The organism is Pseudomonas sp. RT6P73, from assembly GCF_054897715.1.
Window position 1 is genome coordinate 6,375,825 of sequence record NZ_JBUBUV010000002.1, and the last position, 19,602, is coordinate 6,395,426.

General features: G+C 59.7%; 17 protein-coding genes and 1 riboswitch. Of the genes, 8 read left to right on the top strand and 9 right to left on the bottom strand.

What is annotated here, in order from left to right; genetic code table 11:
* Positions 1-184: 184 nt before the first annotated feature.
* On the bottom strand, positions 185-1,105 hold the full coding sequence (locus tag ACYZT6_RS29340) for a LysR family transcriptional regulator (protein WP_223431182.1): 921 nt from the start codon (positions 1,103-1,105) through the stop codon (positions 185-187).
* 129 nt (positions 1,106-1,234) lie between these two features.
* Here ACYZT6_RS29340 and trhA point away from each other — a divergent pair, with 129 nt between their 5' ends.
* The gene (gene trhA / locus ACYZT6_RS29345; protein ID WP_462029661.1) at positions 1,235-1,852 is read left to right on the top strand and encodes a PAQR family membrane homeostasis protein TrhA; all 618 of its coding nucleotides are present in this window, start codon (positions 1,235-1,237) and stop codon (positions 1,850-1,852) included.
* Between the two features lie 99 nt (positions 1,853-1,951).
* On the opposite strand, the gene ACYZT6_RS29350 is transcribed toward trhA, so the two are convergent.
* Both ACYZT6_RS29350 and ACYZT6_RS29355 read right to left on the bottom strand, forming a co-directional pair.
* Entirely contained in the window at positions 1,952-2,671 is a 720-nt protein-coding gene (locus ACYZT6_RS29350; RefSeq protein WP_131060587.1) for a 16S rRNA (uracil(1498)-N(3))-methyltransferase, read from the bottom strand.
* Between the two features lie 165 nt (positions 2,672-2,836).
* The gene (locus tag ACYZT6_RS29355) at positions 2,837-4,243 is read right to left on the bottom strand and encodes an adenosylmethionine--8-amino-7-oxononanoate transaminase (RefSeq protein ID WP_462029662.1); all 1,407 of its coding nucleotides are present in this window, start codon (positions 4,241-4,243) and stop codon (positions 2,837-2,839) included.
* A 222-nt stretch (positions 4,244-4,465) separates the two neighbouring features.
* Between ACYZT6_RS29355 and ACYZT6_RS29360 the strand changes: the two genes are divergently transcribed.
* From ACYZT6_RS29360 to ACYZT6_RS29370, 3 genes are all read left to right on the top strand, one after another.
* The gene (locus ACYZT6_RS29360) at positions 4,466-6,238 is read left to right on the top strand and encodes a flavin monoamine oxidase family protein (protein ID WP_462029663.1); all 1,773 of its coding nucleotides are present in this window, start codon (positions 4,466-4,468) and stop codon (positions 6,236-6,238) included.
* Between the two features lie 252 nt (positions 6,239-6,490).
* Positions 6,491-7,042 (top strand): cytochrome b, encoded by a 552-nt coding sequence (locus ACYZT6_RS29365; RefSeq protein WP_462029664.1) that lies wholly within the window; start codon positions 6,491-6,493, stop codon positions 7,040-7,042.
* A 32-nt stretch (positions 7,043-7,074) separates the two neighbouring features.
* On the top strand, positions 7,075-7,668 hold the full coding sequence (locus tag ACYZT6_RS29370; RefSeq protein ID WP_462029665.1) for a YceI family protein: 594 nt from the start codon (positions 7,075-7,077) through the stop codon (positions 7,666-7,668).
* Between the two features lie 244 nt (positions 7,669-7,912).
* Here the strand turns inward: ACYZT6_RS29370 and ACYZT6_RS29375 are convergent, their stop codons facing one another.
* From ACYZT6_RS29375 to ahcY, 4 genes are all read right to left on the bottom strand, one after another.
* Positions 7,913-9,796, bottom strand: a complete 1,884-nt coding sequence (locus tag ACYZT6_RS29375; protein ID WP_462029666.1) for a DEAD/DEAH box helicase — start codon at positions 9,794-9,796, stop codon at positions 7,913-7,915.
* A 222-nt stretch (positions 9,797-10,018) separates the two neighbouring features.
* Positions 10,019-10,834 carry a substrate-binding periplasmic protein gene (locus ACYZT6_RS29380; protein WP_462029667.1) on the bottom strand — a complete coding sequence of 272 codons (816 nt, stop codon included), beginning with the start codon at positions 10,832-10,834 and terminating at the stop codon, positions 10,019-10,021.
* Positions 10,835-11,031: 197 nt separating this feature from the next.
* Positions 11,032-11,877: a methylenetetrahydrofolate reductase [NAD(P)H] gene (gene metF / locus ACYZT6_RS29385; protein WP_462029668.1), complete on the bottom strand. Its 846-nt coding sequence runs from the start codon at positions 11,875-11,877 to the stop codon at positions 11,032-11,034.
* A 185-nt stretch (positions 11,878-12,062) separates the two neighbouring features.
* Positions 12,063-13,472: an adenosylhomocysteinase gene (ahcY, locus tag ACYZT6_RS29390; protein ID WP_462029669.1), complete on the bottom strand. Its 1,410-nt coding sequence runs from the start codon at positions 13,470-13,472 to the stop codon at positions 12,063-12,065.
* 23 nt (positions 13,473-13,495) lie between these two features.
* Positions 13,496-13,598: riboswitch (S-adenosyl-L-homocysteine riboswitch) on the bottom strand.
* A 192-nt stretch (positions 13,599-13,790) separates the two neighbouring features.
* On the opposite strand from ahcY, the gene ACYZT6_RS29395 reads away from it, so the two are divergent.
* Positions 13,791-14,195, top strand: coding sequence for an acyl-CoA thioesterase (locus ACYZT6_RS29395; RefSeq protein WP_010466921.1), 405 nt, complete (start codon positions 13,791-13,793; stop codon positions 14,193-14,195).
* Between the two features lie 205 nt (positions 14,196-14,400).
* Complete coding sequence (locus ACYZT6_RS29400) at positions 14,401-15,294, top strand: formate/nitrite transporter family protein (protein WP_462029670.1); 894 nt, start codon at positions 14,401-14,403, stop codon at positions 15,292-15,294.
* A gap of 212 nt (positions 15,295-15,506) precedes the next feature.
* On the opposite strand, the gene ACYZT6_RS29405 is transcribed toward ACYZT6_RS29400, so the two are convergent.
* A complete protein-coding gene (locus tag ACYZT6_RS29405) occupies positions 15,507-16,676 on the bottom strand; it encodes an MFS transporter (RefSeq protein WP_462029671.1) in 1,170 nt (389 codons plus the stop codon).
* Between the two features lie 301 nt (positions 16,677-16,977).
* Between ACYZT6_RS29405 and ACYZT6_RS29410 the strand changes: the two genes are divergently transcribed.
* Complete coding sequence (locus ACYZT6_RS29410) at positions 16,978-17,811, top strand: EamA family transporter (protein ID WP_462029672.1); 834 nt, start codon at positions 16,978-16,980, stop codon at positions 17,809-17,811.
* 40 nt (positions 17,812-17,851) lie between these two features.
* Entirely contained in the window at positions 17,852-18,235 is a 384-nt protein-coding gene (locus ACYZT6_RS29415) for an MAPEG family protein (RefSeq protein ID WP_462029673.1), read from the top strand.
* A gap of 145 nt (positions 18,236-18,380) precedes the next feature.
* Here ACYZT6_RS29415 and mltA read toward each other — a convergent pair whose 3' ends face one another.
* Positions 18,381-19,565 carry a murein transglycosylase A gene (mltA, locus tag ACYZT6_RS29420; RefSeq protein ID WP_462029674.1) on the bottom strand — a complete coding sequence of 395 codons (1,185 nt, stop codon included), beginning with the start codon at positions 19,563-19,565 and terminating at the stop codon, positions 18,381-18,383.
* Between the last annotated feature and the right edge of the window lie 37 nt (positions 19,566-19,602).

Below are 19,602 nucleotides of genomic sequence, written 5' to 3' on the forward strand. Positions count from 1 at the left end.
TACTCCAAAACCACCCCTCACCCTAACCCTCTCCCCAAAGGGGCGAGGGGACTGATCCGGGATTTCTTCAGAAATTCTGCGACCTGAAATATCGAGTCGAGCTCAGGTTTGAAAACCATGGAGATCGGCCCCCTTTCCCCCTCTCCCCATTGGGGAGAGGGCTGGGGTGAGGGGTGGTTTTCAGTCACACCACAGCATTGCGATTGGCATACATCCGACACTCCGCCAACAACGCCAACAAATTCGGATCTCGCTCCTTGGCCTTCAAAAACACCACGCCTATGTGCTGCTGCAACCGGTACTTTTCCTGCAACGGAATCAGCTTTACCCGGTTCTCATACACCGCCGCAATCCGCCCCGGCAGCAGCGCATAACCCACCCCCGAGCTGACCATGCTCAGCAGGGTAAAGATGTCGTTAACCTGCATCGCCACCTTCGGCTCGAACCCCGCCTGCTTGAACACCCGGTTGCCGTCCTGATGCGTGGCAAACCCCTGGGTCAGGGTGATGAACGTTTCGTCGCGCACTTCGGCCAGGTCCACTTCGGCCCGTTGGGCAAACTTCGAATCCGCCGGCGTGGCCAGGAAGATGTCATCGGAAAACAGCGGAATCTGCTCGCAGTCCGGGTCGTTGACGCTCTCGTCCAGCGACACCAGGATCGCGTCGACTTCCATGTTCTTGAGCTTGTATAGCAAGTCGAAATTCGAGCCGAGGATCAGGTCGATGTTGAGTTCGCTGCGGCGGATTTTCAGGCCCATGATCAGCTGCGGTACGGTCTTCACCGTCAGCGAATACAACGAGCCGAGCTTGAAGCGTTCAGCCGAGAACCCGGCCGCTTCGCGGGTCAGGCGCACGGTTTCGACCACGTCCTGAATCAGTTTCTGCGCCCGCTCTTCCAGCACATAAGCGCTTTCCAGCGGTGTCAGGTTGCGGCCTTCGTGTTTGAACAGTGGGCAGCGCAAAGCGCTTTCCAGGGAGTGAATGGCGCGGTGCACGCTGACGTTGCTGGTCTGCAACTCGGCGGCGGCCCGGGCCAGGTTGCCAGTGCGCATGAAGGCGAGGAACACCTCGAGTTTTTTCAGGGTCAACTCTTCGTCGATCAACATGGCGTGGACTCTTATTCGAATGGCTCGATTGTGCACGCATGAGGGGATTTGTGATCTGAAACATTGCGCTTTTAATCTCAAGGCCTGAGCCTTGCGCGATGTTGTAACGAATTTTGAGGTGAGCGACACATGTATCACGGGGAAAGATTGAACGCCTGGACGCATCTGGTCGGGGCGGTGGCGGCGACGGTCGGGGTGGTGTGGATGCTGGTGATTGCCAGCATGGACGGCAGCCCGTGGAAGATCGTCAGCGTGGCGATTTACGGGTTTACCTTGATGGTGCTTTACAGCGCATCGACCGTGTACCACAGCGTGCGCGGGCGCAAGAAAGCGATCATGCAGAAGGTCGATCACTTTTCGATCTACCTGCTGATTGCCGGCAGTTACACGCCGTTCTGCCTGGTGACCTTGCGCGGGCCGTGGGGCTGGACGCTGTTCGGGATTGTCTGGGGGCTGGCGCTGATCGGCATTCTGCAAGAGATCAAGCCGCGTTCGGAAGCGCGGGTTCTCTCGATCGTGATTTATGCGGTGATGGGCTGGATCGTGCTTGTGGCGGTCAAGCCGTTGCTCGCGGCGCTGGGCAGTACAGGGTTTGCCTGGCTGGCGTCGGGCGGGGTGTTGTACACCGTGGGGATTGTCTTTTTTGCGCTGGACAGCCGTTTGCGGCATGCGCACGGGATCTGGCATTTGTTCGTGATTGCGGGGAGTGTGCTGCACTTTGTCGCGATTATGTTTTATGTCCTTTAAACCGCGTCGCGGCCAATCGCTAGCAGGCTAGCTCCCACAGGAGATCTCCGGTGAACACCCAAAATTCAATGTGGGAGCTAGCCTGCTAGCGATGGCGGCCTAGAAATCTCCCCAAAGCTGCTGGGCCACCGCCAGTGCAACCACCGGCGCGGTCTCTGTCCGCAACACCCGAGGCCCGAGGCGAGCGGCATGGAACCCGGCGCTCTTTGCCTGATCGACTTCAGCATCCGACAGCCCACCCTCAGGCCCGATCAGAAACGCTAACGTCCCAGGCTTCTCATGACTCACCAACGGCTCAGCCACCGGGTGCAGCACCAGTTTCAATTCAGCTTCGGTCTGCTTCAACCAGTCCGCCAATAACAGCGGCGGATGAATCACCGGCACCCGTGAACGCCCGCATTGCTCGCACGCGCTGATCGCCACCTGGCGCCAGTGCATCAAGCGTTTGTCGGCGCGTTCGTCCTTCAGACGGACTTCACAGCGGTCGCTGAAAATCGGGGTGATTTCAGTGACGCCCAATTCAGTGGCTTTCTGAATCGCCCAATCCATGCGCTCGCCACGGGACAAGCCTTGGCCGAGATGGATCGCAAGCGTCGATTCGACCTGCCCGGCGAAGCTTTCATCGATCTGCACGACGACGCGCTTCTTGCCGACCTCCACCAGCGTGGCGCGAAACTCATGGCCCGAGCCGTCGAACAGTTGCAGCGCATCACCCTCGGCCATGCGCAGCACGCGGCTGATGTAATGGGCCTGGGCCTCGGGCAACTCGTGTTGGCCGATGCTCAGGGGGGCGTCGATGAAGAAGCGGGACAGTCTCATGCTGGGTCTCTACTGAATCTGATGTGCGGCATTGTAATTGGGGGCGAGCTTGCTTTTGTGGCGAGGGGATTTATCCCCGTTGGACTGCGCAGCAGTCCCATCTTTGGGGCCGCTTCGCAGCCCAACGGGGATAAATCCCCTCGCCACAGGGTTTCTCGGTGACTGTTAGCCCGGATCTCGGAAGCCCGGGTGAAAGTCTTTCGGTACCGAAACACTGACGCTATCGCGAGTAGCGATGTCGATGCCTTCACTGGCCACTTCGGCCAGAAAATCGATCTGCTCCGGCGTAATCACGTACGGCGGCAGGAAGTACACCACGCTGCCCAACGGTCGAAGTAAAGCACCGCGTTCCAACGCATGCTGGAACACCTTCAAGCCGCGACGTTCCTGCCACGGGTACGCTTCTTTCGTCGCCTTGTCCTTGACCATCTCGATAGCCAGCACCATGCCGGTCTGGCGCACTTCCGAAACGTTCGGGTGATCGACCAGGTGCGCAGTGGCGCTGGCCATGCGCTGAGCCAGGGCCTTGTTGTTCTCGATGACGTTGTCTTCTTCGAAGATATCCAGCGTCGCCAATGCCGCCGCGCACGCCAGTGGATTGCCGGTGTAGCTGTGCGAATGCAGGAAGGCGCGCAGGGTCGGGTAGTCGTCGTAGAACGCGCTGTAGACGTCTTCAGTCGTCACGCAGGCTGCCAGCGGCAGGTAGCCGCCGGTCAGGGCCTTGGACAAGCAGAGGAAGTCCGGGCGGATGCCGGCCTGTTCACAGGCGAACATCGTCCCGGTGCGGCCGAAGCCCACGGCGATTTCGTCGTGAATAAGATGTACGCCATAACGGTCGCAGGCTTCACGCAGCAATTTGAGATACACCGGGTGATACATGCGCATGCCACCGGCGCCCTGGATCAGCGGCTCGACAATCACTGCGGCGACGGTGTCGTGGTTCTCGGCCAGGGTCTGTTCCATGGCGGCGAACATGTTGCGCGAGTGTTCTTCCCAGCTCATGCCTTCGGGGCGCAGGTAGCAATCGGGGCTCGGCACCTTGATGGTGTTCAGCAGCAACGCCTTGTAGGTTTCGGTGAACAGCGGCACGTCACCCACCGACATCGCCGCCATGGTTTCGCCGTGGTAGCTGTTGGTCAGGGTGACGAAGCGCTTCTTGTTCGGCTGGCCGCGGTTGAGCCAGTAGTGAAAGCTCATTTTCAGCGCGACTTCGATGCAGGACGAACCGTTATCGGCGTAGAAACACCGGGTCAGGCCTTCCGGCGTCATTTTCACCAGGCGCTCGGACAACTCGATCACCGGCTGATGGCTGAAACCGGCGAGGATCACGTGCTCCAGCTGATCGACCTGATCCTTGATGCGCTGGTTGATGCGCGGGTTGGCGTGGCCAAACACGTTGACCCACCAGGAGCTGACGGCGTCGAGGTAGCGTTTGCCTTCGAAGTCTTCCAGCCACACGCCTTCACCGCGCTTGATCGGGATCAGCGGCAGCTGTTCGTGGTCTTTCATCTGGGTGCAGGGATGCCACAACACCGCGAGATCGCGTTGCATCCACTGATTATTCAGGCCCATGTTCAGTCTCCTCGAGGCGGCTCGCTGGTTTCGCGGGCAAACAATCGCGCAAGCCTATGCAATGCGTTGCACGGGGACAACCCATTGTGTCAATTGAGCTACTTTGTATAGGTCGATAGACGTTGCTGGCGGCGTTTTGATAGCTGACGTATTCTTCGCGGTTCTTTGAGTCGTCTGACTCCTAAAACCGCTATTTCCTCGTGTATTTCCGGAGTTCGCTGAATGTCTGCTGGTTGGCTGCGCGCCTGTGCGCTGGTGATGTTGGGGCTGTTCAGCGTGTCTGCGCTGGCCAAGGATAAAACGGCGATCGTGATCGGCGGCGGGCTCTCGGGTCTGACGGCAGCTTACGAACTGCAGAACAAAGGCTGGCAGGTGACCCTGCTGGAAGCCAAGCCGAACCTGGGCGGTCGCTCCGGCATGGCCACCAGTGAGTGGATCGGCAACGACAAGACCCAGCCGGTGCTGAACAAATACGTATCGACCTTCAACCTGAGCACCACGCCAGCCCCTGAATTCGTGCGGACCCCGAGCTACCTGATCGATGGCGTGTATTACACCGCTGCCGACCTGGCCACCAAGGAACCCGCCACTGCCGAAGCGCTCAAGCGCTATGAAAAAACCGTGGATGATCTGGCGCGCTCGATCGAAGATCCTCAGAACCCGGCGGCCAACAATACGCTGCACGCTCTGGATCAGATCAACGTCTCCAACTGGCTTGACCGCCTGAGCTTGCCAGCCACTGCACGTCAGTTGGTGAACCAGCAGATTCGTACCCGTTACGACGAACCTTCGCGCCTGTCGCTGCTGTATTTCGCACAGCAGAGCCGTGTTTACCGTGGCGTCTCCGACCGCGACCTGCGCGCCTCACGCCTGCTCGGCGGTAGCCCGGTGCTGGCCCAGGCCTTCGTCAAACAACTGAAAACCATCAAAACCAGCTCCCCGGTGTCGTCCATCAGCCAGGACAAGGACGGCGTGACCGTCAAAGTCGGCAGCGTTGGCTATCAGGCGGACTACGTTGTGGTAGCGGTGCCGTTGCGCGCCCTGAACAAGATTCAGATGACCCCGGCGCTGGATGCCCAGCACCTGGGCGCCATCAAAGGCACCAACTACGGCTGGCGCGACCAGATCATGCTGAAGTTCAAGACGCCAGTGTGGGAAAGCAAGGCGCGCATGTCCGGCGAGATCTACAGCAACACTGGTCTGGGCATGTTGTGGGTCGAGCCGGCGCTGAAGGGCGGCGCCAACGTGGTGATCAACCTGTCTGGCGACAACGCGCGCGTGATGCAGGCGTTCGGCGACAAGCAGATGGTCGACCAGGTGCTGATTCGCCTGCACGCGTTTTATCCACAGGCACGCGGTTCGTTCACCGGTTATGAAATCCGCCGCTACAGCACCGACCCGTCGATGGGTGGCGCTTACCTGGCTTTCGGCCCGGGCCAGATCAGCAAGTACTGGCGCTTGTGGGAACGTCCGCTGCAACGTGTAGCGTTCGCTGGCGAACACACCGACACCTTGTACCCGGGCACGCTGGAAGGCGCATTGCGCACCGGTCAGCGCGCTGCCAGTCAGGTTGAAGACCTGGCGGCGGGCAAGTCGTTTGAACCGGCCAAGGTTGTTCCGGCAGCGACCGCTGTGGCGGCCGGCGCGGTGGCGGCGAAGAAAGGCAACTTCTTCACCAACCTGTTCGGCGGTTCGTCCGATGACGGCAAGAAGCCGGAACCGGTCAAGGCACCAGAGCCTGTCGCTCCGCCAGCACCGGCTCCTGCTCCAGCGCCAACTCCGGCCGCTGCGCCAGTTGAAGCAGCGAAGCCTGCTGTGCCGGTAAAAGCCGAGCCTGCCAAGAAGGCAGCCGCCAAGCCTGCGGCGAAGAAACCAGCGGCTAAAACCGAAGCCAAAAAGGCTCCGGCGAAAGCTCCTGCGAAGAAAGCTGAACCGGCGAAGAAGCCAGCGGACAAACCCGCTGCGACTCCGGCAACAGATACCAAAGCGCAGTAAGCTTTGGGATTAAAGAAACGCGGCGCAAATGCCGCGTTTTTTTATGCCTGAAGAAAAGAACCGAATAAACCTCATGGGGCAGGTTTTATTGATTTGGACGTCATTTTTTTTACACATTGGTCTTTAATCTTTCCTTAACTCACCGATTTCAGACTCTTGATCGTATTTCTCGATATTTCAAAGCGAAATTTTCCGCTTTAATTCGATAGGTAACTCGATAGTCTTGGTCGCAGTTCTCACAGGATTTGGGCAATGCAGCTACGTAACTCTTCTTCCCGCTACGGCTGGGTCAGCATCTTCATGCACTGGGGCGTGGCGCTGGTGGTCGTTGGTTTGTTTGCGCTGGGCTTGTGGATGGTCGGTCTCGACTACTACAGCACCTGGCGCAAAGACGCGCCGGAATTGCACAAGAGCATTGGCTTGGTGTTGTTGGCGGTCATGCTCCTGCGGGTGTTGTGGCGCGTTGTCAGCCCACCACCGCCGACACTGGAAACGTATAGCCGTATGACGCGTCTTGGCGCCAAATTCGGTCATTCGTTTCTTTACCTCAGTCTGTTTGCTGTGATGATTGCCGGATACCTGATTTCCACCGCAGACGGTGTCGGGATTTCGGTGTTTGGCCTGTTTGAAGTTCCTGCGCTGGTTTCCGGACTACCGGACCAGGCAGACACCGCCGGTGTGATCCATTTGTACCTGGCGTGGGTGCTGGTAATTTTTTCCGGTCTCCATGCGTTGGCAGCATTGAAGCACCACTTTATCGATCGTGATGCGACCCTCACTCGAATGCTGGGCCGCAAAGCCTGAAGTTCAACCTCGACTCCAAAGGAATAGAAAGCATGTTGAAAAAAACACTCGCTGCTCTGGCAATCGGTTCGGCTCTGCTGTCCGTTAACGTGATGGCGGCTGACTACGTCGTCGACAAGGAAGGCCAGCACGCCTTCGTTGACTTCAAGATCAGCCACCTGGGCTACAGCTACATCACCGGTACCTTCAAGGACATCGACGGCAAGTTCAGCTTTGACGCTGCCAAGCCTGAAGCCAGCAAGATCGAGTTCAATGTGCGCACCGCCAGCGTGTTCACTAACCACGCCGAACGTGACAAGCATATCGCCAGCGGTGACTTCCTGAACGTGGGCAAATTCGCCGACGCCAAGTTCGTCTCCACCAGCGTCAAATCCACCGGCAAAAACGCCGCTGGCAAAGACACTGCCGACGTGACCGGCGACCTGACTATCCTGGGCGTGACCAAGCCAGTTGTGGTCAAGGCGACTTTCCTGGGCGAAGGCAAGGATCCATGGGGCGGCTACCGTGCCGGCTTCGAAGGCACCACCAGCATCAAGCGTTCCGATTTCGGCAAGCAGAAAGACCTGGGCCCAGCGTCCGATGCGGTCGAGTTGTACGTGACGTTTGAAGGTGTGAAAGCGAAATAATTTTCGCGCCTGAACAAAAACGCCCCCGATCTCACGATCGGGGGCGTTTTTTGTTGCCGAACATAATCTGCGTCGCACCACAAATCCTGTAGGAGCGAGGCTTGCCCGCGAAAGCGCCAGCGGCCTCACCACAGAAATCCGGTTGACCCCTTCGCGGGCAAGCCTCGCTCCTACAGGGTTATGATGAAGCATAAAAAAATGCCCCGGATCGTGAGATCAGGGGCATTTTTCATTGCAGCGCTAATCAGCGATTGCGTGTCAGCAACGCTGGCTTCTCACCACGAGGACGGCCCGGCAATTGATCCAGTTGCTCAGGAGTCGGGAACCGATCGGTCTTCGACTCTTTATGGATGATCTTCGGTGCCGGGCCGCGCGGGTTTTGCACGGCGGGTTCCGAGCGCGGCTGGTCGTCGGTGCGGGCCGGGCGACGGTTGCGCGACTCTTCGCGACGGGCCTGGCCGTCACGTGGAGCGCCGTTGCGTGGACCGCTGCGCTTGGCCGGCGGCGTGCCGGTGGTGGCGCCGTCGCTGCTGCGCGGACCGCTTTGGCGACCCTGAGGCTTGCCGCCGGTGCGCGGAGCACCAGCGCCTGCGCCGGCTGCCGCGCCTTGTGCCGGTGCACCCGGACGACGACCACGGCCCTGGGCCGGTTTGGCCTGGGGAACGTAGTCAACGCGGTTACCGAAGTTATCCACGTCGTCGTCCAGGAACTCGTCCGGAGCACGATCAGCAGCAGCGCGTGGCGCCGGACGCTGTTGTTCGCGAGCCGGAGTGCCTTCGCGTGGCTTGTGTTCACGCGCCGGTCGATCACCGCGGGCAGTGGCTGCAGGTTTTTCCTTGCCGCCCTTGTCCTTGCCCTTGTCTTTACGACCGCCGCCACCGCCAGTGCCGTTCGGACCGTCGCCGCGCGGACCACGTGGGTTGCGCGGGTTACGCACATCCGGACGCTCGCGGACTTCTGGCTTCTCGGCTTCTACAGCGCTGGAGTCGAAGCCCATCAGGTTGCCGTCGGCAATCTTCTGCTTGGTCATGCGCTCGATGCTTTTCAGCAGCTTTTCTTCGTCCGGAGCGACCAGCGAGATCGCCTCGCCCGAACGACCGGCCCGGCCAGTACGGCCGATACGGTGAACGTAATCTTCGTCGACGTTCGGCAGCTCGAAGTTGACCACGTGCGGCAACTGGTCGATGTCGAGGCCGCGAGCGGCGATGTCGGTGGCGACCAGGATGCGCACTTCACCGGCCTTGAAGTCGGCCAGGGCTTTGGTGCGGGCGTTCTGGCTCTTGTTACCGTGGATCGCGACGGCAGCGAGGCCGTGTTTGTCCAGGTACTCGGCCAGACGGTTGGCGCCGTGCTTGGTGCGGGTGAACACAAGGACCTGTTCCCAGGCGCCAGCGGTGATCAGGTGCGCCAGCAGCGAACGCTTGTGGTTGGCTGGCAGACGGAAGACACGTTGCTCGATGCGCTCGACCGTGGTGTTCGGTGGCGTGACTTCGATGCGTTCCGGGTTGTGCAGCAGCTTGCCGGCGAGGTCGGTGATGTCTTTGGAGAACGTCGCCGAGAACAGCAGGTTCTGGCGTTTGCTCGGCAGACGAGCCAGGACCTTCTTCACGTCATGGACAAAGCCCATGTCGAGCATGCGGTCGGCTTCGTCCAGCACGAGGATTTCCACGTGGGACAAATCGACGCTGCCTTGACCGGCGAGGTCGAGCAGGCGGCCTGGGCAGGCCACCAGCACGTCAACACCGCGGGACATGGCCTGAACCTGCGGGTTCATGCCGACGCCGCCGAAGATGCAGGCGCTGACGAACTTCAGGTCACGGGCATAGACCTTGAAGCTCTCGTGTACCTGAGCCGCGAGTTCGCGAGTAGGGGTCAGGACTAGTACGCGCGGTTGGCGCGGGCCGTGACGCTGGGATTTGTCCGGGTGACCGCCCGGAAACAACCGCTCCAGAATCGGAAGGGCGAAGCCGCCGGTTTTACCAGTACCTGTCTGAGCCGCAACCATCAGGTCGCGACCTTGCAACACGGCGGGAATAGCCCGCTGTTGCACCGGAGTAGGCTCGGTATAGCCCGCTGCCTCGATGGCGCGGACTAAAGCCTCGGAGAGACCGAGGGAAGCAAAGGACATGAGTAATCCTGTTTTAGTTAGGGCTTGGCCCAATGGGAGTCTTGCCTGGCGCGAATGGCGTTTAAGAAGAACGCAATCCCGTCCGGTCCTGCTGGGCTTTGAAAGCTCGTCTGGAGCGCTCGCGCGGGCTGAAAAGCTGCGCTGTAGCGGATCGAGATGCCTTGAACAAGTCCGAGCGTCCGGGCGTGAGCCTGGCGGGAACGCCGGAGTATAACAGAGCAATCACTGCGCGCCGCTTTCCTGCTGCTCAACGGTTTTTACCGTGGCCGTGGTGGCGGTGGTGGCTTGCCCCCCGGTGCCTGGCCCCGCGCCATAACGGGCGCTCAGCTCAGCGTAGGCGGGCTCGCGCTTGAAACGCTTGAGCTCGGCACCGAAACGCTGCACCAGCAAATCCATGCCGGCGTTGCGCCGTACCGCCAAAAACTGACTCTGGTGGCTGATGACAGTCGGGTTTTCGGTGATCTTGTCGCGGATGCCCAATTCGTCGAGCAAGTGCTGCCCGACCCGGCGATCGGTGATCAGCAGGTCGATCCGCCCGCGCACCAGTTTGCCGAAGTTGGCTTCATGGGTCGGCGCCGGCTCCCGGGTGAACAGGTTCGATTCGCTGAAATCCTTGCTATAGAGATAACCCGGCGAGGTGCCGATGGTCAGGCCTTTCAGGTCGCCCAGGGTGCGAAACGGATGGGGTCGCTCGTTGGCATAGAACATCACGAACTCGACTTCCGACAGCGGTTCGCTGGGGTAGAGCAAGGTGGCGTCGCGTTCATCGCTGTGAAAAATGTCCAGCGCGCCATCCGCCTGGCCCGTTTCAAGCATCGACAGGCAGCGTTTCCACGGCAGGAACTGCCAGTCCACTTCGATCCCCAGGCGTTTGAAGACGATGTCCGTGGTTTCGTAATCCAGGCCCAGGGATTTGCCGTCTTGCTCATAGACATAAGGCGCCCACGGCTCGGTGACAATGCGCAGCTTCTCGCCCCGGGCGGCGAAGCTCAGGCAAGTGAAAAGAAACACGGTCAGTAACTGGGCGATCAAAGGCATGGCTTGAGATTACGACGAGAAATCATAAAGAGCCAGAAACGGGATCCACAAGCTCTATCTCCGTGTGTTGCTGCACAATAAAAGTGCGCTGAATGCAAAAGATCGCAGCCTCGTTTCACTCGACAGCTGCTACAGGGAAATGAGTACTCTGTAGCAGCTGTCGAGTGAAACGAGGCTGCGATCTCTTGATCTTGCTCTTAGCGCGGCAGCTTCAGGTTGTTCCACACCGCCAGGCTCGCTTCAGCCTGGTTCAGTGTGTAGAAGTGCAGCCCCGGTGCGCCACCTTGCAGCAGGCGTTCGCACATATCGGTGATGACTTGCTCACCAAAGCCTTGAATGCTCTGGGTGTCGTCGCCGTAGGCTTCCAGCTGCTTGCGGATCCAGCGCGGGATTTCCGCACCGCAAGCGTCGGAGAAACGCGCGAGCTTGCTGTAGTTGGTGATCGGCATGATTCCCGGCACGATCGGGATGTTCACACCCATCGCCCGTACACGCTCGACGAAGTAGAAGTAGCTGTCGGCGTTGAAGAAATACTGGGTGATCGCACTGTCGGCGCCAGCGTTGGCCTTGCGCACGAAGTTGTTCAGGTCGTCTTCGAAATTGCGCGCTTGCGGGTGCATCTCCGGGTAAGCGGCGACTTCGATGTGGAAATGATCGCCTGTTTCTTCACGAATGAATTGAACCAGGTCGTTGGCGTGGCGCAATTCGCCGCTGGCCATGCCCATACCCGAAGGCAGGTCACCGCGCAGGGCAACGATACGCTTGATGCCGGCTGCCTTGTATTGAGTCAGCAGGCCGCGCAGATCGTCCTTGCTGTCGCCAACGCAGGAAAGATGCGGTGCGGCCGGGACTTTGACTTCGCTTTCGAGCTGCAACACGGTGTTGAGCGTGCGATCACGGGTCGAACCGCCTGCGCCGTAGGTGCAGGAGAAGAAATCGGGGTTGTACGTAGCCAGCTGACGAGCAGTGGCGATTAGCTTTTCATGCCCAGCGTCGGTCTTCGTAGGGAAGAACTCGAAGCTGTAGCGACGGTCTTGGGACATGGAGGAGACCTCCAGCTGCAAGCTGCAAGCTACAAGGTACAAGAGGGCTTCGCGCCGATTCTTGCTTTTGAAGCTCACAGCTCGCTGCTGCGTAATAGCGATGAAGAAGCAGGCCGCAAGCCTCAAATCGCAAGTAAACGAATCGCTCTTACTTGCTGCTTGAAGCTTGAAGCTCGCAGCTGCTGTTAGTACCGGTAAGCGTGCGGCTTGAACGGGCCTTCGACGGTCACGCCGATGTAGTCGGCCTGGGTCTTGGTCAGTTGAGTCACAACGCCGCCGAAACCGCGGACCATTTCCAGGGCCACTTCTTCGTCGAGTTTCTTCGGCAGTACTTCAACCGTCAGGCGCTCGGCTTTCTGGGCTGGCGACAGGTCGGCGTACTTCTGGCCGAACAGGAAGATCTGCGCCAGCACCTGGTTGGCGAACGAACCGTCCATGATGCGGCTTGGGTGACCGGTGGCGTTACCCAGGTTAACCAGACGGCCTTCGGCCAGCAGGATCAGGTAGTCGTCGTTCTGGGCGTCGAATGCGCCAGCGCCGGTACGGTGAATTTTGTGAACCTGTGGCTTCACTTCTTCCCATGCCCAGTTCTTGCGCATGAAAGCGGTGTCGATTTCGTTGTCGAAGTGGCCGATGTTGCAGACAACAGCGCGCTTCTTCAGGGCTTTGAGCATGTTCGCGTCGCAAACATTGACGTTGCCGGTGGTGGTCACGATCAGGTCGATCTTGCCCAGCAGCGCTTTGTCGATGCTGGCTTCGGTGCCGTCGTTGATGCCGTCGATGAACGGCGAAACCAGCTCGTAGCCGTCCATGCAGGCTTGCATGGCGCAGATCGGGTCGACTTCGGAGACTTTAACGATCATGCCTTCCTGACGCAGGGACTGAGCGGAGCCCTTGCCCACGTCACCGTAACCGATGACCAGCGCTTGCTTGCCGGACAGCAGGTGGTCGGTACCGCGCTTGATCGCATCGTTCAGGCTGTGACGGCAGCCGTACTTGTTGTCGTTCTTGCTCTTGGTCACCGAGTCGTTGACGTTGATGGCCGGGATTTTCAGCTCGCCCTTGGCCAGCATGTCCAGCAGGCGGTGAACGCCAGTGGTGGTTTCTTCGGTGACGCCGTGGACGCGGTCCAGGATCGCCGGGTATTTCTTGTGCAGCAGCTCGGTCAGGTCGCCGCCGTCGTCGAGGATCATGTTGGCATCCCAAGGCGCGCCATCTTTCAGGATGGTTTGCTCCAGGCACCACTCGTACTCTTCCTCGGTTTCGCCTTTCCAGGCGTAAACCGCGATGCCGGCAGCAGCGATAGCAGCAGCGGCCTGGTCTTGAGTCGAGAAAATGTTGCAGGATGACCAACGCACTTCGGCACCCAGGGCAACCAGGGTTTCGATCAGCACGGCAGTCTGAATGGTCATGTGGATGCAGCCGAGGATCTTCGCGCCTTTGAGCGGTTGCTCACCGGCGTATTTGCGGCGCAGACCCATCAGGGCAGGCATTTCGGATTCTGCGATGATGGTTTCGCGGCGGCCCCAGGCAGCCAGGGACATGTCGGCCACTTTGTAATCGGTAAAATCTGCAGGCGTGATAACAGCGCTCATGATGAGCCTCCATTCGTAATGTATGCGAATGGGCGCCGTTGTGCGTTTAGTGTCCGGCCGATCATGGCCAGTCAACGCCCCATCCGAGCCTGACAGGTCGAACCTGCTGCAGCGCCCCTCGGACAGGTGGCGGGAAAACGGTAGTAGCCGTTCTGAATCGGTGGCGATTATAGCTTTCTTTATCCGGCTAGTGGCAAGTGACAAGCTCCAAGCGGCAAGTAAAAGCGAATCTGCTTTTAACTTGCAGCTTGTCGCTTAAAACTTGAAGCTGGGGGGGCGATAAGGTATCGCCCAAGCACCTCAAGCCCGGAGCCCCCCATGAATTTCCACACCCGCAAATGGGTAAAACCCGAAGACCTCAACCCCAACGGCACGCTGTTCGGCGGCAGTCTGTTGCGCTGGCTTGACGAAGAAGCGGCGATCTACGCCATCGTCCAGTTGGGCAATCAGCGTGTGGTCACCAAGTACATTTCCGAAATCAACTTTGTCAGCGCCTCGCGCCAGGGCGACATCATCGAGCTGGGCATCACCGCCACCGAGTTCGGTCGCACCTCCATCACCCTGAAGTGCGAAGTGCGCAACAAGATCACCCGCAAAAGCATCCTCACGGTAGACAAGATTGTCTTTGTCAATCTGGGTGAAGACGGCTTGCCCGCGCCGCATGGCCAGACTGAGATCAAGTACGTCAAAGACCAGTTCAAGGATGACGTCGCCAGCGAGTGATATCGGCGGCGCGCCCATCGCGAGCAGGCTCGCTCCCACATTTAATCTTTGTCGTTCACAGAAATAGTGTTCGCTGAAGATCCAATGTGGGAGCGAGCCTGCTCGCGATGGCGGTCGCCCTATAAACGTTGATTCATCGGGTCAGTGAACAGCTCCGAACCGCGCGTGTCGTACCTACATGACACACCACCGGTTCCGGAGCTTTATGGACGCCAAGAAAGAAGGCAAGACCCCAAACCTGTCGCCGGAAGAACGGCACGAGGTCGACAAGAACCAGCCACCGCGCGCCGCGGTGCTGCACGAAATCATCCGAACCCAGGGCGATCAGGAACTCGAGCGCAGTGTCGCTGCCTTGTGGTGGTCGGCGCTGGCCGCCGGCCTGACCATGGGCCTGTCGCTGATGGCCATGGGGCTGCTCAATTCCCGACTGCCGGACGGTGAAGGCTTCAAGGTCATCGCCAGTTTTGGCTACTGCGCAGGCTTTCTCGCGGTGATCCTCGCCCGTCAGCAGTTGTTCACCGAGAACACCCTGACGGCTGTGCTGCCGATCATGACCAAACCCACACTGAATAATTTCGGCCGCTTGCTGCGCCTGTGGTCGGTGGTGCTGGTGGGCAACCTTTGCGGCACGTTGCTGGTGGCCTACGTGATGCTGAATCTGCCGATTTTTGACAGCAAGACCGATCTGGCATTCCTCGATATCGGGCGCAAGATCATGGAGAACGACGCCAGCCAGATGTTCGCCAAAGGCATCGTTTCGGGCTGGATGATTGCGACCATGGTCTGGATGATTCCATCCATGGAGAGCGCCAAGATGTGGATCATCATCCTCATCACCTACCTCATGGCGCTGGGGGATTTCACCCACATCGTGGTCGGTTCGGCCGAGGTCTCGTACCTGGTGTTTGCCGGCGAGTTGCCGTGGAAGGATTTCTGGATGGTGTTCGCCGGGCCGACGCTGGCGGGGAACATCATCGGTGGCAGCTTCATCTTTGCGCTGATCAGCCACGCGCAAATCCGCAGCGAGAGCGGACCGCCGAAGAAGACTGCGGATCAGGGCTCGGAGCCCGAATCCGACCCGCGGAAGAGCAAAAAATAATCAGTGATGCTCAGCCTGTGCCGAAAATATCAGCAGGTAAGAAATAGGGGGTTCAGGCAGTTGCAGCGCGTCAACTTCTTCGCGAGCAAGTCGGATCGCCGCACCGCCGCTCCCACAATTAATCTTCAGTGGATGCAAAGTTTGTAATCGACTGAGATCCACTGTGGGAGCGGGCTTGCCCGCGAAAGCAATGTCATGGGCGGCGCTGCTATTCAGCCGGACACATTGACCGCAGCCGCACCGCGACGTTGCAGGTAGATGTAGAAAAGCGCGGTCAGCACCGTTAGGCCACTGACCAGCGCCCCGGTCCATGGCAGGTCCGCCAGATCGGCACCGCTGGCAACCACCAACCCGCCGATCCACGCCCCCGCCGCATTACCGAGGTTGAAGGCGCTCTGGTTCAGCGTTGAACCGAGGTTTGGGGCTTCATGCGCCTGATCGATGATCAGCAGTTGCAGGATCGGGCACAGGGCAAACGCGAAAATCCCCCACAGCACCAAAGTGATCGCCGCCGGAATTACCGAATGACTGGTCTGGCTGAAGGCAGCCAACACCACCACTACGGCCAGCGCCATGCCGACCAATGAAGGCAGCAATCGACTGTCCGCCAGGCGACCGCCAAGCATGCTGCCCGCTGTCAATCCCACGCCAAACAACAGCAGCATGATCGTTACGCCATGGGGGCTGACACCGGTGATGTCTTGCAGGATTGGCGCGATGTAGGTGAACACGCTGAACAGACTGGTCGACGCAAGCACGCTCATGCCCAACGCCAACAGCACGTTAACCTTGCCCAGCACTTTGAACTCGCTGGCGAGGTTGGCTTTGTCCATCGCGATGTCCTTCGGCAGCCAGACCCACTGCGCAATAGCTGCGATGACACCGATCACCGAAACCGCCCAGAACGTCGAGCGCCAGCCGGCGTACTGTCCGAGCGCGGTGCCCAGTGGCACGCCGAGCACGTTGGCCAGCGTCAGGCCGGTGAACATCATGGCAATGGCCTGCGCCCTTTTGTTCGGTGCGACCAGGCCGGCCGCGACCACCGAGCCGATGCCGAAGAACGCACCGTGGCACAACGCGGTGACCACCCGCGCGGCCATCAACGTGGCGTAGTTCGGCGCCAATGCGCAGAGCACGTTGCCGAGAATGAACATCAACGTCATGCCCAGCAGCGTGGCTTTGCGCGGCATGTTGGCGGTGCCGATCGCGAGGATCGGCGCGCCGAACACCACGCCCAGGGCGTAGCCGGTGATCAGCAGACCTGCGTGGGGAATGCTCACGGCGAGGTCGCGGGCGACGTCGGGCAGCAAGCCCATGATGACGAATTCAGTGGTGCCGATGCCGAACGCGGCAACAGCGAGGGCAAGCAAGGCGAGTGGCATGCGCAAGGTCTCTGTCGGTAGTCTTGACGCTGATCAGGCATACGCATGCCGATGACCGTTCTCGATGAGCGCGGGCAGGGGCAAAAATTATTGGAATTAGTCTGTGCGCAACTGAGTGCGGCGTGGTCGCTTGCAGTATAAACAGCTGCCGACATATGGCGAATCAATTATCCCTCGTCCCTTGTAGGAGCCGGCTTGCTGGCGATGCAGGCACTGCGGTCCAACAAACGGACCGCGTCATCGTTCATCGCCAGCAAGCCGGCTCCTACAGGGCAGGGGATCAACAAAAAAGGAGTGTGCCTTGCTTGCAACGGCTCTGGTGTTGGTGGCGGCGCTGTTGCACGCGGCGTGGAATACCCTGATCAAGTTCAGCGCCGAACGGTTGCTGGTGGTGGCCTGCATGGACAGCGTCGCGATGCTGTTTGTCGCCCTGATGCTGCCGTTCGTGGTGTTGCCGCCGATTGAAATCTGGTCGTGGATTCTGGCGTCGGCGGCGTTCGAATTGCTCTATCGCTACCTGCTGATCCAGGCTTATCGGGTCGGCGACCTCGGGTTGGTCTATCCGCTGATGCGTGGCCTGTCGCCGCTGGTGGTGCTGGCACTGACGCTGATCTTCGCCGGCGAAGTGCTGACGAATCAGCAGATCTTCGGAATTCTGTTAATCCCGTTTGGCATGCTGTGCCTGCTCTGGCAGGGCGGCGGCGGTGCACGTCTGCCGTGGTCGATGTTGCCGGTGGTGGCGCTGATCGGCCTGTGCATCGGCTGCTACACCTTCATCGATGGCCAGGCGTTGCGGCGCTGGTCGCACCCTCTGGACTACCTGGTCTGGGTCACGTTGCTCAGCGCCTGGCCGTTCCCGTTGCTGGCGTTGGTGCGCAAGCGCCCGGCGTTCATGCTGTTCTGGCGTGAACAGTGGCGACTGGGGCTGGCGGTCGGGTTCTGCGTGTTGTTCAGCTACGCTTTGGTGCTGTGGGCAATGCAGCTGGGGTCGATTGCGGAAGCGGCGGCGTTGCGCGAGATCAGCGTGATCCTGGTGGTGCTGTTCGGCATGCGCTACCTGAAAGAACCTTTCGGCAGGCCAAGGCTCTTAGCCTGTGGGCTGGTGCTGGTTGGTATTTTGGTGATGAAGTTCTGACGGCTATTCAACATTCTAAAACTGAAGAAAGGACTGCTTTATGACGGTTGCTCTATGGTGCATTTTGATCGCGATCTTCCTGCCCTATCTCTGCACGGGAATCGCAAAGGTCGTTGGCGGCTACAGGCTGAGAGACAACCATGACCCCCGGGACTTTCTCGATTCGCTGAATGGTTTGGGTAGGCGCGCACACGCAGCGCAATTGAACAGTTTTGAAGTGACCCCGGCGTTCGCGGCGGCGGTGATCGTTGCGCATCTGGCCGGCAATGCCGAGCTGGTGACGATCAATGTGCTGTCGGTTTTGTTTATCACCAGCCGGTTGCTCTACATCATTTGCTACCTGGCGGACTGGCATATTTTGCGGTCGTTGGTGTGGTTTGTGGGGATGGGGTTGATTGTCAGTTTCTTTGTGGTTTCAGTCTGACGGATTTGCGGTGTTTACTCTGGCCTCTTCGCGGGCAAGCCTCGCTCCTACGGGGATCTGCGGCGAACACACAATGTGTGTTCGACGGTCATCCCTGTAGGAGCGAGGCTTGCCCGCGAAAGCTATCTGGCTGCCAGTGCAGATTTCAGGGCTTGGCTTTTTCCGCATTGGCAACTTGAGGCACTTGCGGCAACGCCGCGCCTTTAGGCCACAGCATCCAGATCTGCCCCTGCTGTTTCATGTCCCCGGCCAATTGCCCGGCTGCCTCGCCAGTGCCCCAGAACAGATCCGCACGCACTTCGCCGGCAATCGCGCCGCCGGTATCTTGCGCCGCCACCGGCCGCACCAGCGCGGTGCCGTCCGGTTTAGTGGTGGATAACCACAACAGACTGCCCAGCGGAATCACTTTGCGATCCACTGCCGCGCTATAACCGGCCGTCAGCGGAACGTTGAGCGAGCCGCGTGGGCCTTCGTTGCTGTCCGGGTTGCGGGTGAAGAACACGTAACTCGGGTTGCTGCCCAGCAGCTCCGGAATGCGCGACGGGTTGGCCTTGGCCCAGGTGCTGATGGCGCCCATGGTCACGTCTTCTTTCTTCAGCTCGCCTTGTTCCACCAGCCAGCGCCCGATCGGCCGATACGGATGGCCATTCTGGTCGGCATACGCAATGCGCAGTTGGCGGCCGTCGTCGAGCTGGATGCGACCCGAACCCTGGATTTGCAGGAATTGCAGGTTCATCGGGTCGGTCAGCCAGGCAACCACTGGCGCCTTGACCCCTTTGGTCTCAATCGTTGCCGCGTCGTCGTAAGGCTTGAGCACGCGACCTTCGAGTCGTCCGCGCAGGCGTTTGCCCTTGAGTTCCGGATAGATGCTGTCCAGAGAGACAATGATCATGTCCTCGGGTACGCCGTATACCGGAATGTTCGCCACTTCGGTCTGGGTCAGGCTGCCGGGGTAGACCGGCTCGTAATAGCCGGTGATCAAACCGTTGGGATTGTCATTGGCGGCGCGCAGGCCGTAGACGTCGAGGTTCTGCTTGAGGAAGCCGCGGATGTCGTTGGCGGTTTGCGGCACGTTAGCGGAAGCCGCACAGGTCGAACCCCAGACCGGATCGGCCTTGAGTCGGGTGCAGGCGCTGCGCCACGAGCCGAAGCCGGCGACCAGGTCGTTGTCGGACACTGCCGGTAGGGCTTCCCAAGTGGCACTGGAGTAGGTCGCCAGCGCGTGGGTTTTAGGGGTGTTTTTATCGCCGCCGGTGCAGCCAGCGAGCACGGCCACCATTGGAAAAGTCCACACGAGGTGGTGATGCCATGCCTTGAAACGGCTGTTCATGGAGTAATTCCTTTGCCGGTTGCCCGAGTGCTCCATG

What these genes read in the sequence shown, in the direction of transcription:
- ACYZT6_RS29340 (WP_223431182.1), bottom strand. Translation starts at nt 1,105, where the DNA reads ATGTTGATCGACGAAGAGTTGACCCTGAAAAAACTCGAGGTGTTCCTC.
- trhA (WP_462029661.1), top strand. Translation starts at nt 1,235, where the DNA reads ATGTATCACGGGGAAAGATTGAACGCCTGGACGCATCTGGTCGGGGCG.
- ACYZT6_RS29350 (WP_131060587.1), bottom strand. Translation starts at nt 2,671, where the DNA reads ATGAGACTGTCCCGCTTCTTCATCGACGCCCCCCTGAGCATCGGCCAA.
- ACYZT6_RS29355 (WP_462029662.1), bottom strand. Translation starts at nt 4,243, where the DNA reads ATGGGCCTGAATAATCAGTGGATGCAACGCGATCTCGCGGTGTTGTGG.
- ACYZT6_RS29360 (WP_462029663.1), top strand. Translation starts at nt 4,466, where the DNA reads ATGTCTGCTGGTTGGCTGCGCGCCTGTGCGCTGGTGATGTTGGGGCTG.
- ACYZT6_RS29365 (WP_462029664.1), top strand. Translation starts at nt 6,491, where the DNA reads ATGCAGCTACGTAACTCTTCTTCCCGCTACGGCTGGGTCAGCATCTTC.
- ACYZT6_RS29370 (WP_462029665.1), top strand. Translation starts at nt 7,075, where the DNA reads ATGTTGAAAAAAACACTCGCTGCTCTGGCAATCGGTTCGGCTCTGCTG.
- ACYZT6_RS29375 (WP_462029666.1), bottom strand. Translation starts at nt 9,796, where the DNA reads ATGTCCTTTGCTTCCCTCGGTCTCTCCGAGGCTTTAGTCCGCGCCATC.
- ACYZT6_RS29380 (WP_462029667.1), bottom strand. Translation starts at nt 10,834, where the DNA reads ATGCCTTTGATCGCCCAGTTACTGACCGTGTTTCTTTTCACTTGCCTG.
- metF (WP_462029668.1), bottom strand. Translation starts at nt 11,877, where the DNA reads ATGTCCCAAGACCGTCGCTACAGCTTCGAGTTCTTCCCTACGAAGACC.
- ahcY (WP_462029669.1), bottom strand. Translation starts at nt 13,472, where the DNA reads ATGAGCGCTGTTATCACGCCTGCAGATTTTACCGATTACAAAGTGGCC.
- ACYZT6_RS29395 (WP_010466921.1), top strand. Translation starts at nt 13,791, where the DNA reads ATGAATTTCCACACCCGCAAATGGGTAAAACCCGAAGACCTCAACCCC.
- ACYZT6_RS29400 (WP_462029670.1), top strand. Translation starts at nt 14,401, where the DNA reads ATGGACGCCAAGAAAGAAGGCAAGACCCCAAACCTGTCGCCGGAAGAA.
- ACYZT6_RS29405 (WP_462029671.1), bottom strand. Translation starts at nt 16,676, where the DNA reads ATGCCACTCGCCTTGCTTGCCCTCGCTGTTGCCGCGTTCGGCATCGGC.
- ACYZT6_RS29415 (WP_462029673.1), top strand. Translation starts at nt 17,852, where the DNA reads ATGACGGTTGCTCTATGGTGCATTTTGATCGCGATCTTCCTGCCCTAT.
- mltA (WP_462029674.1), bottom strand. Translation starts at nt 19,565, where the DNA reads ATGAACAGCCGTTTCAAGGCATGGCATCACCACCTCGTGTGGACTTTT.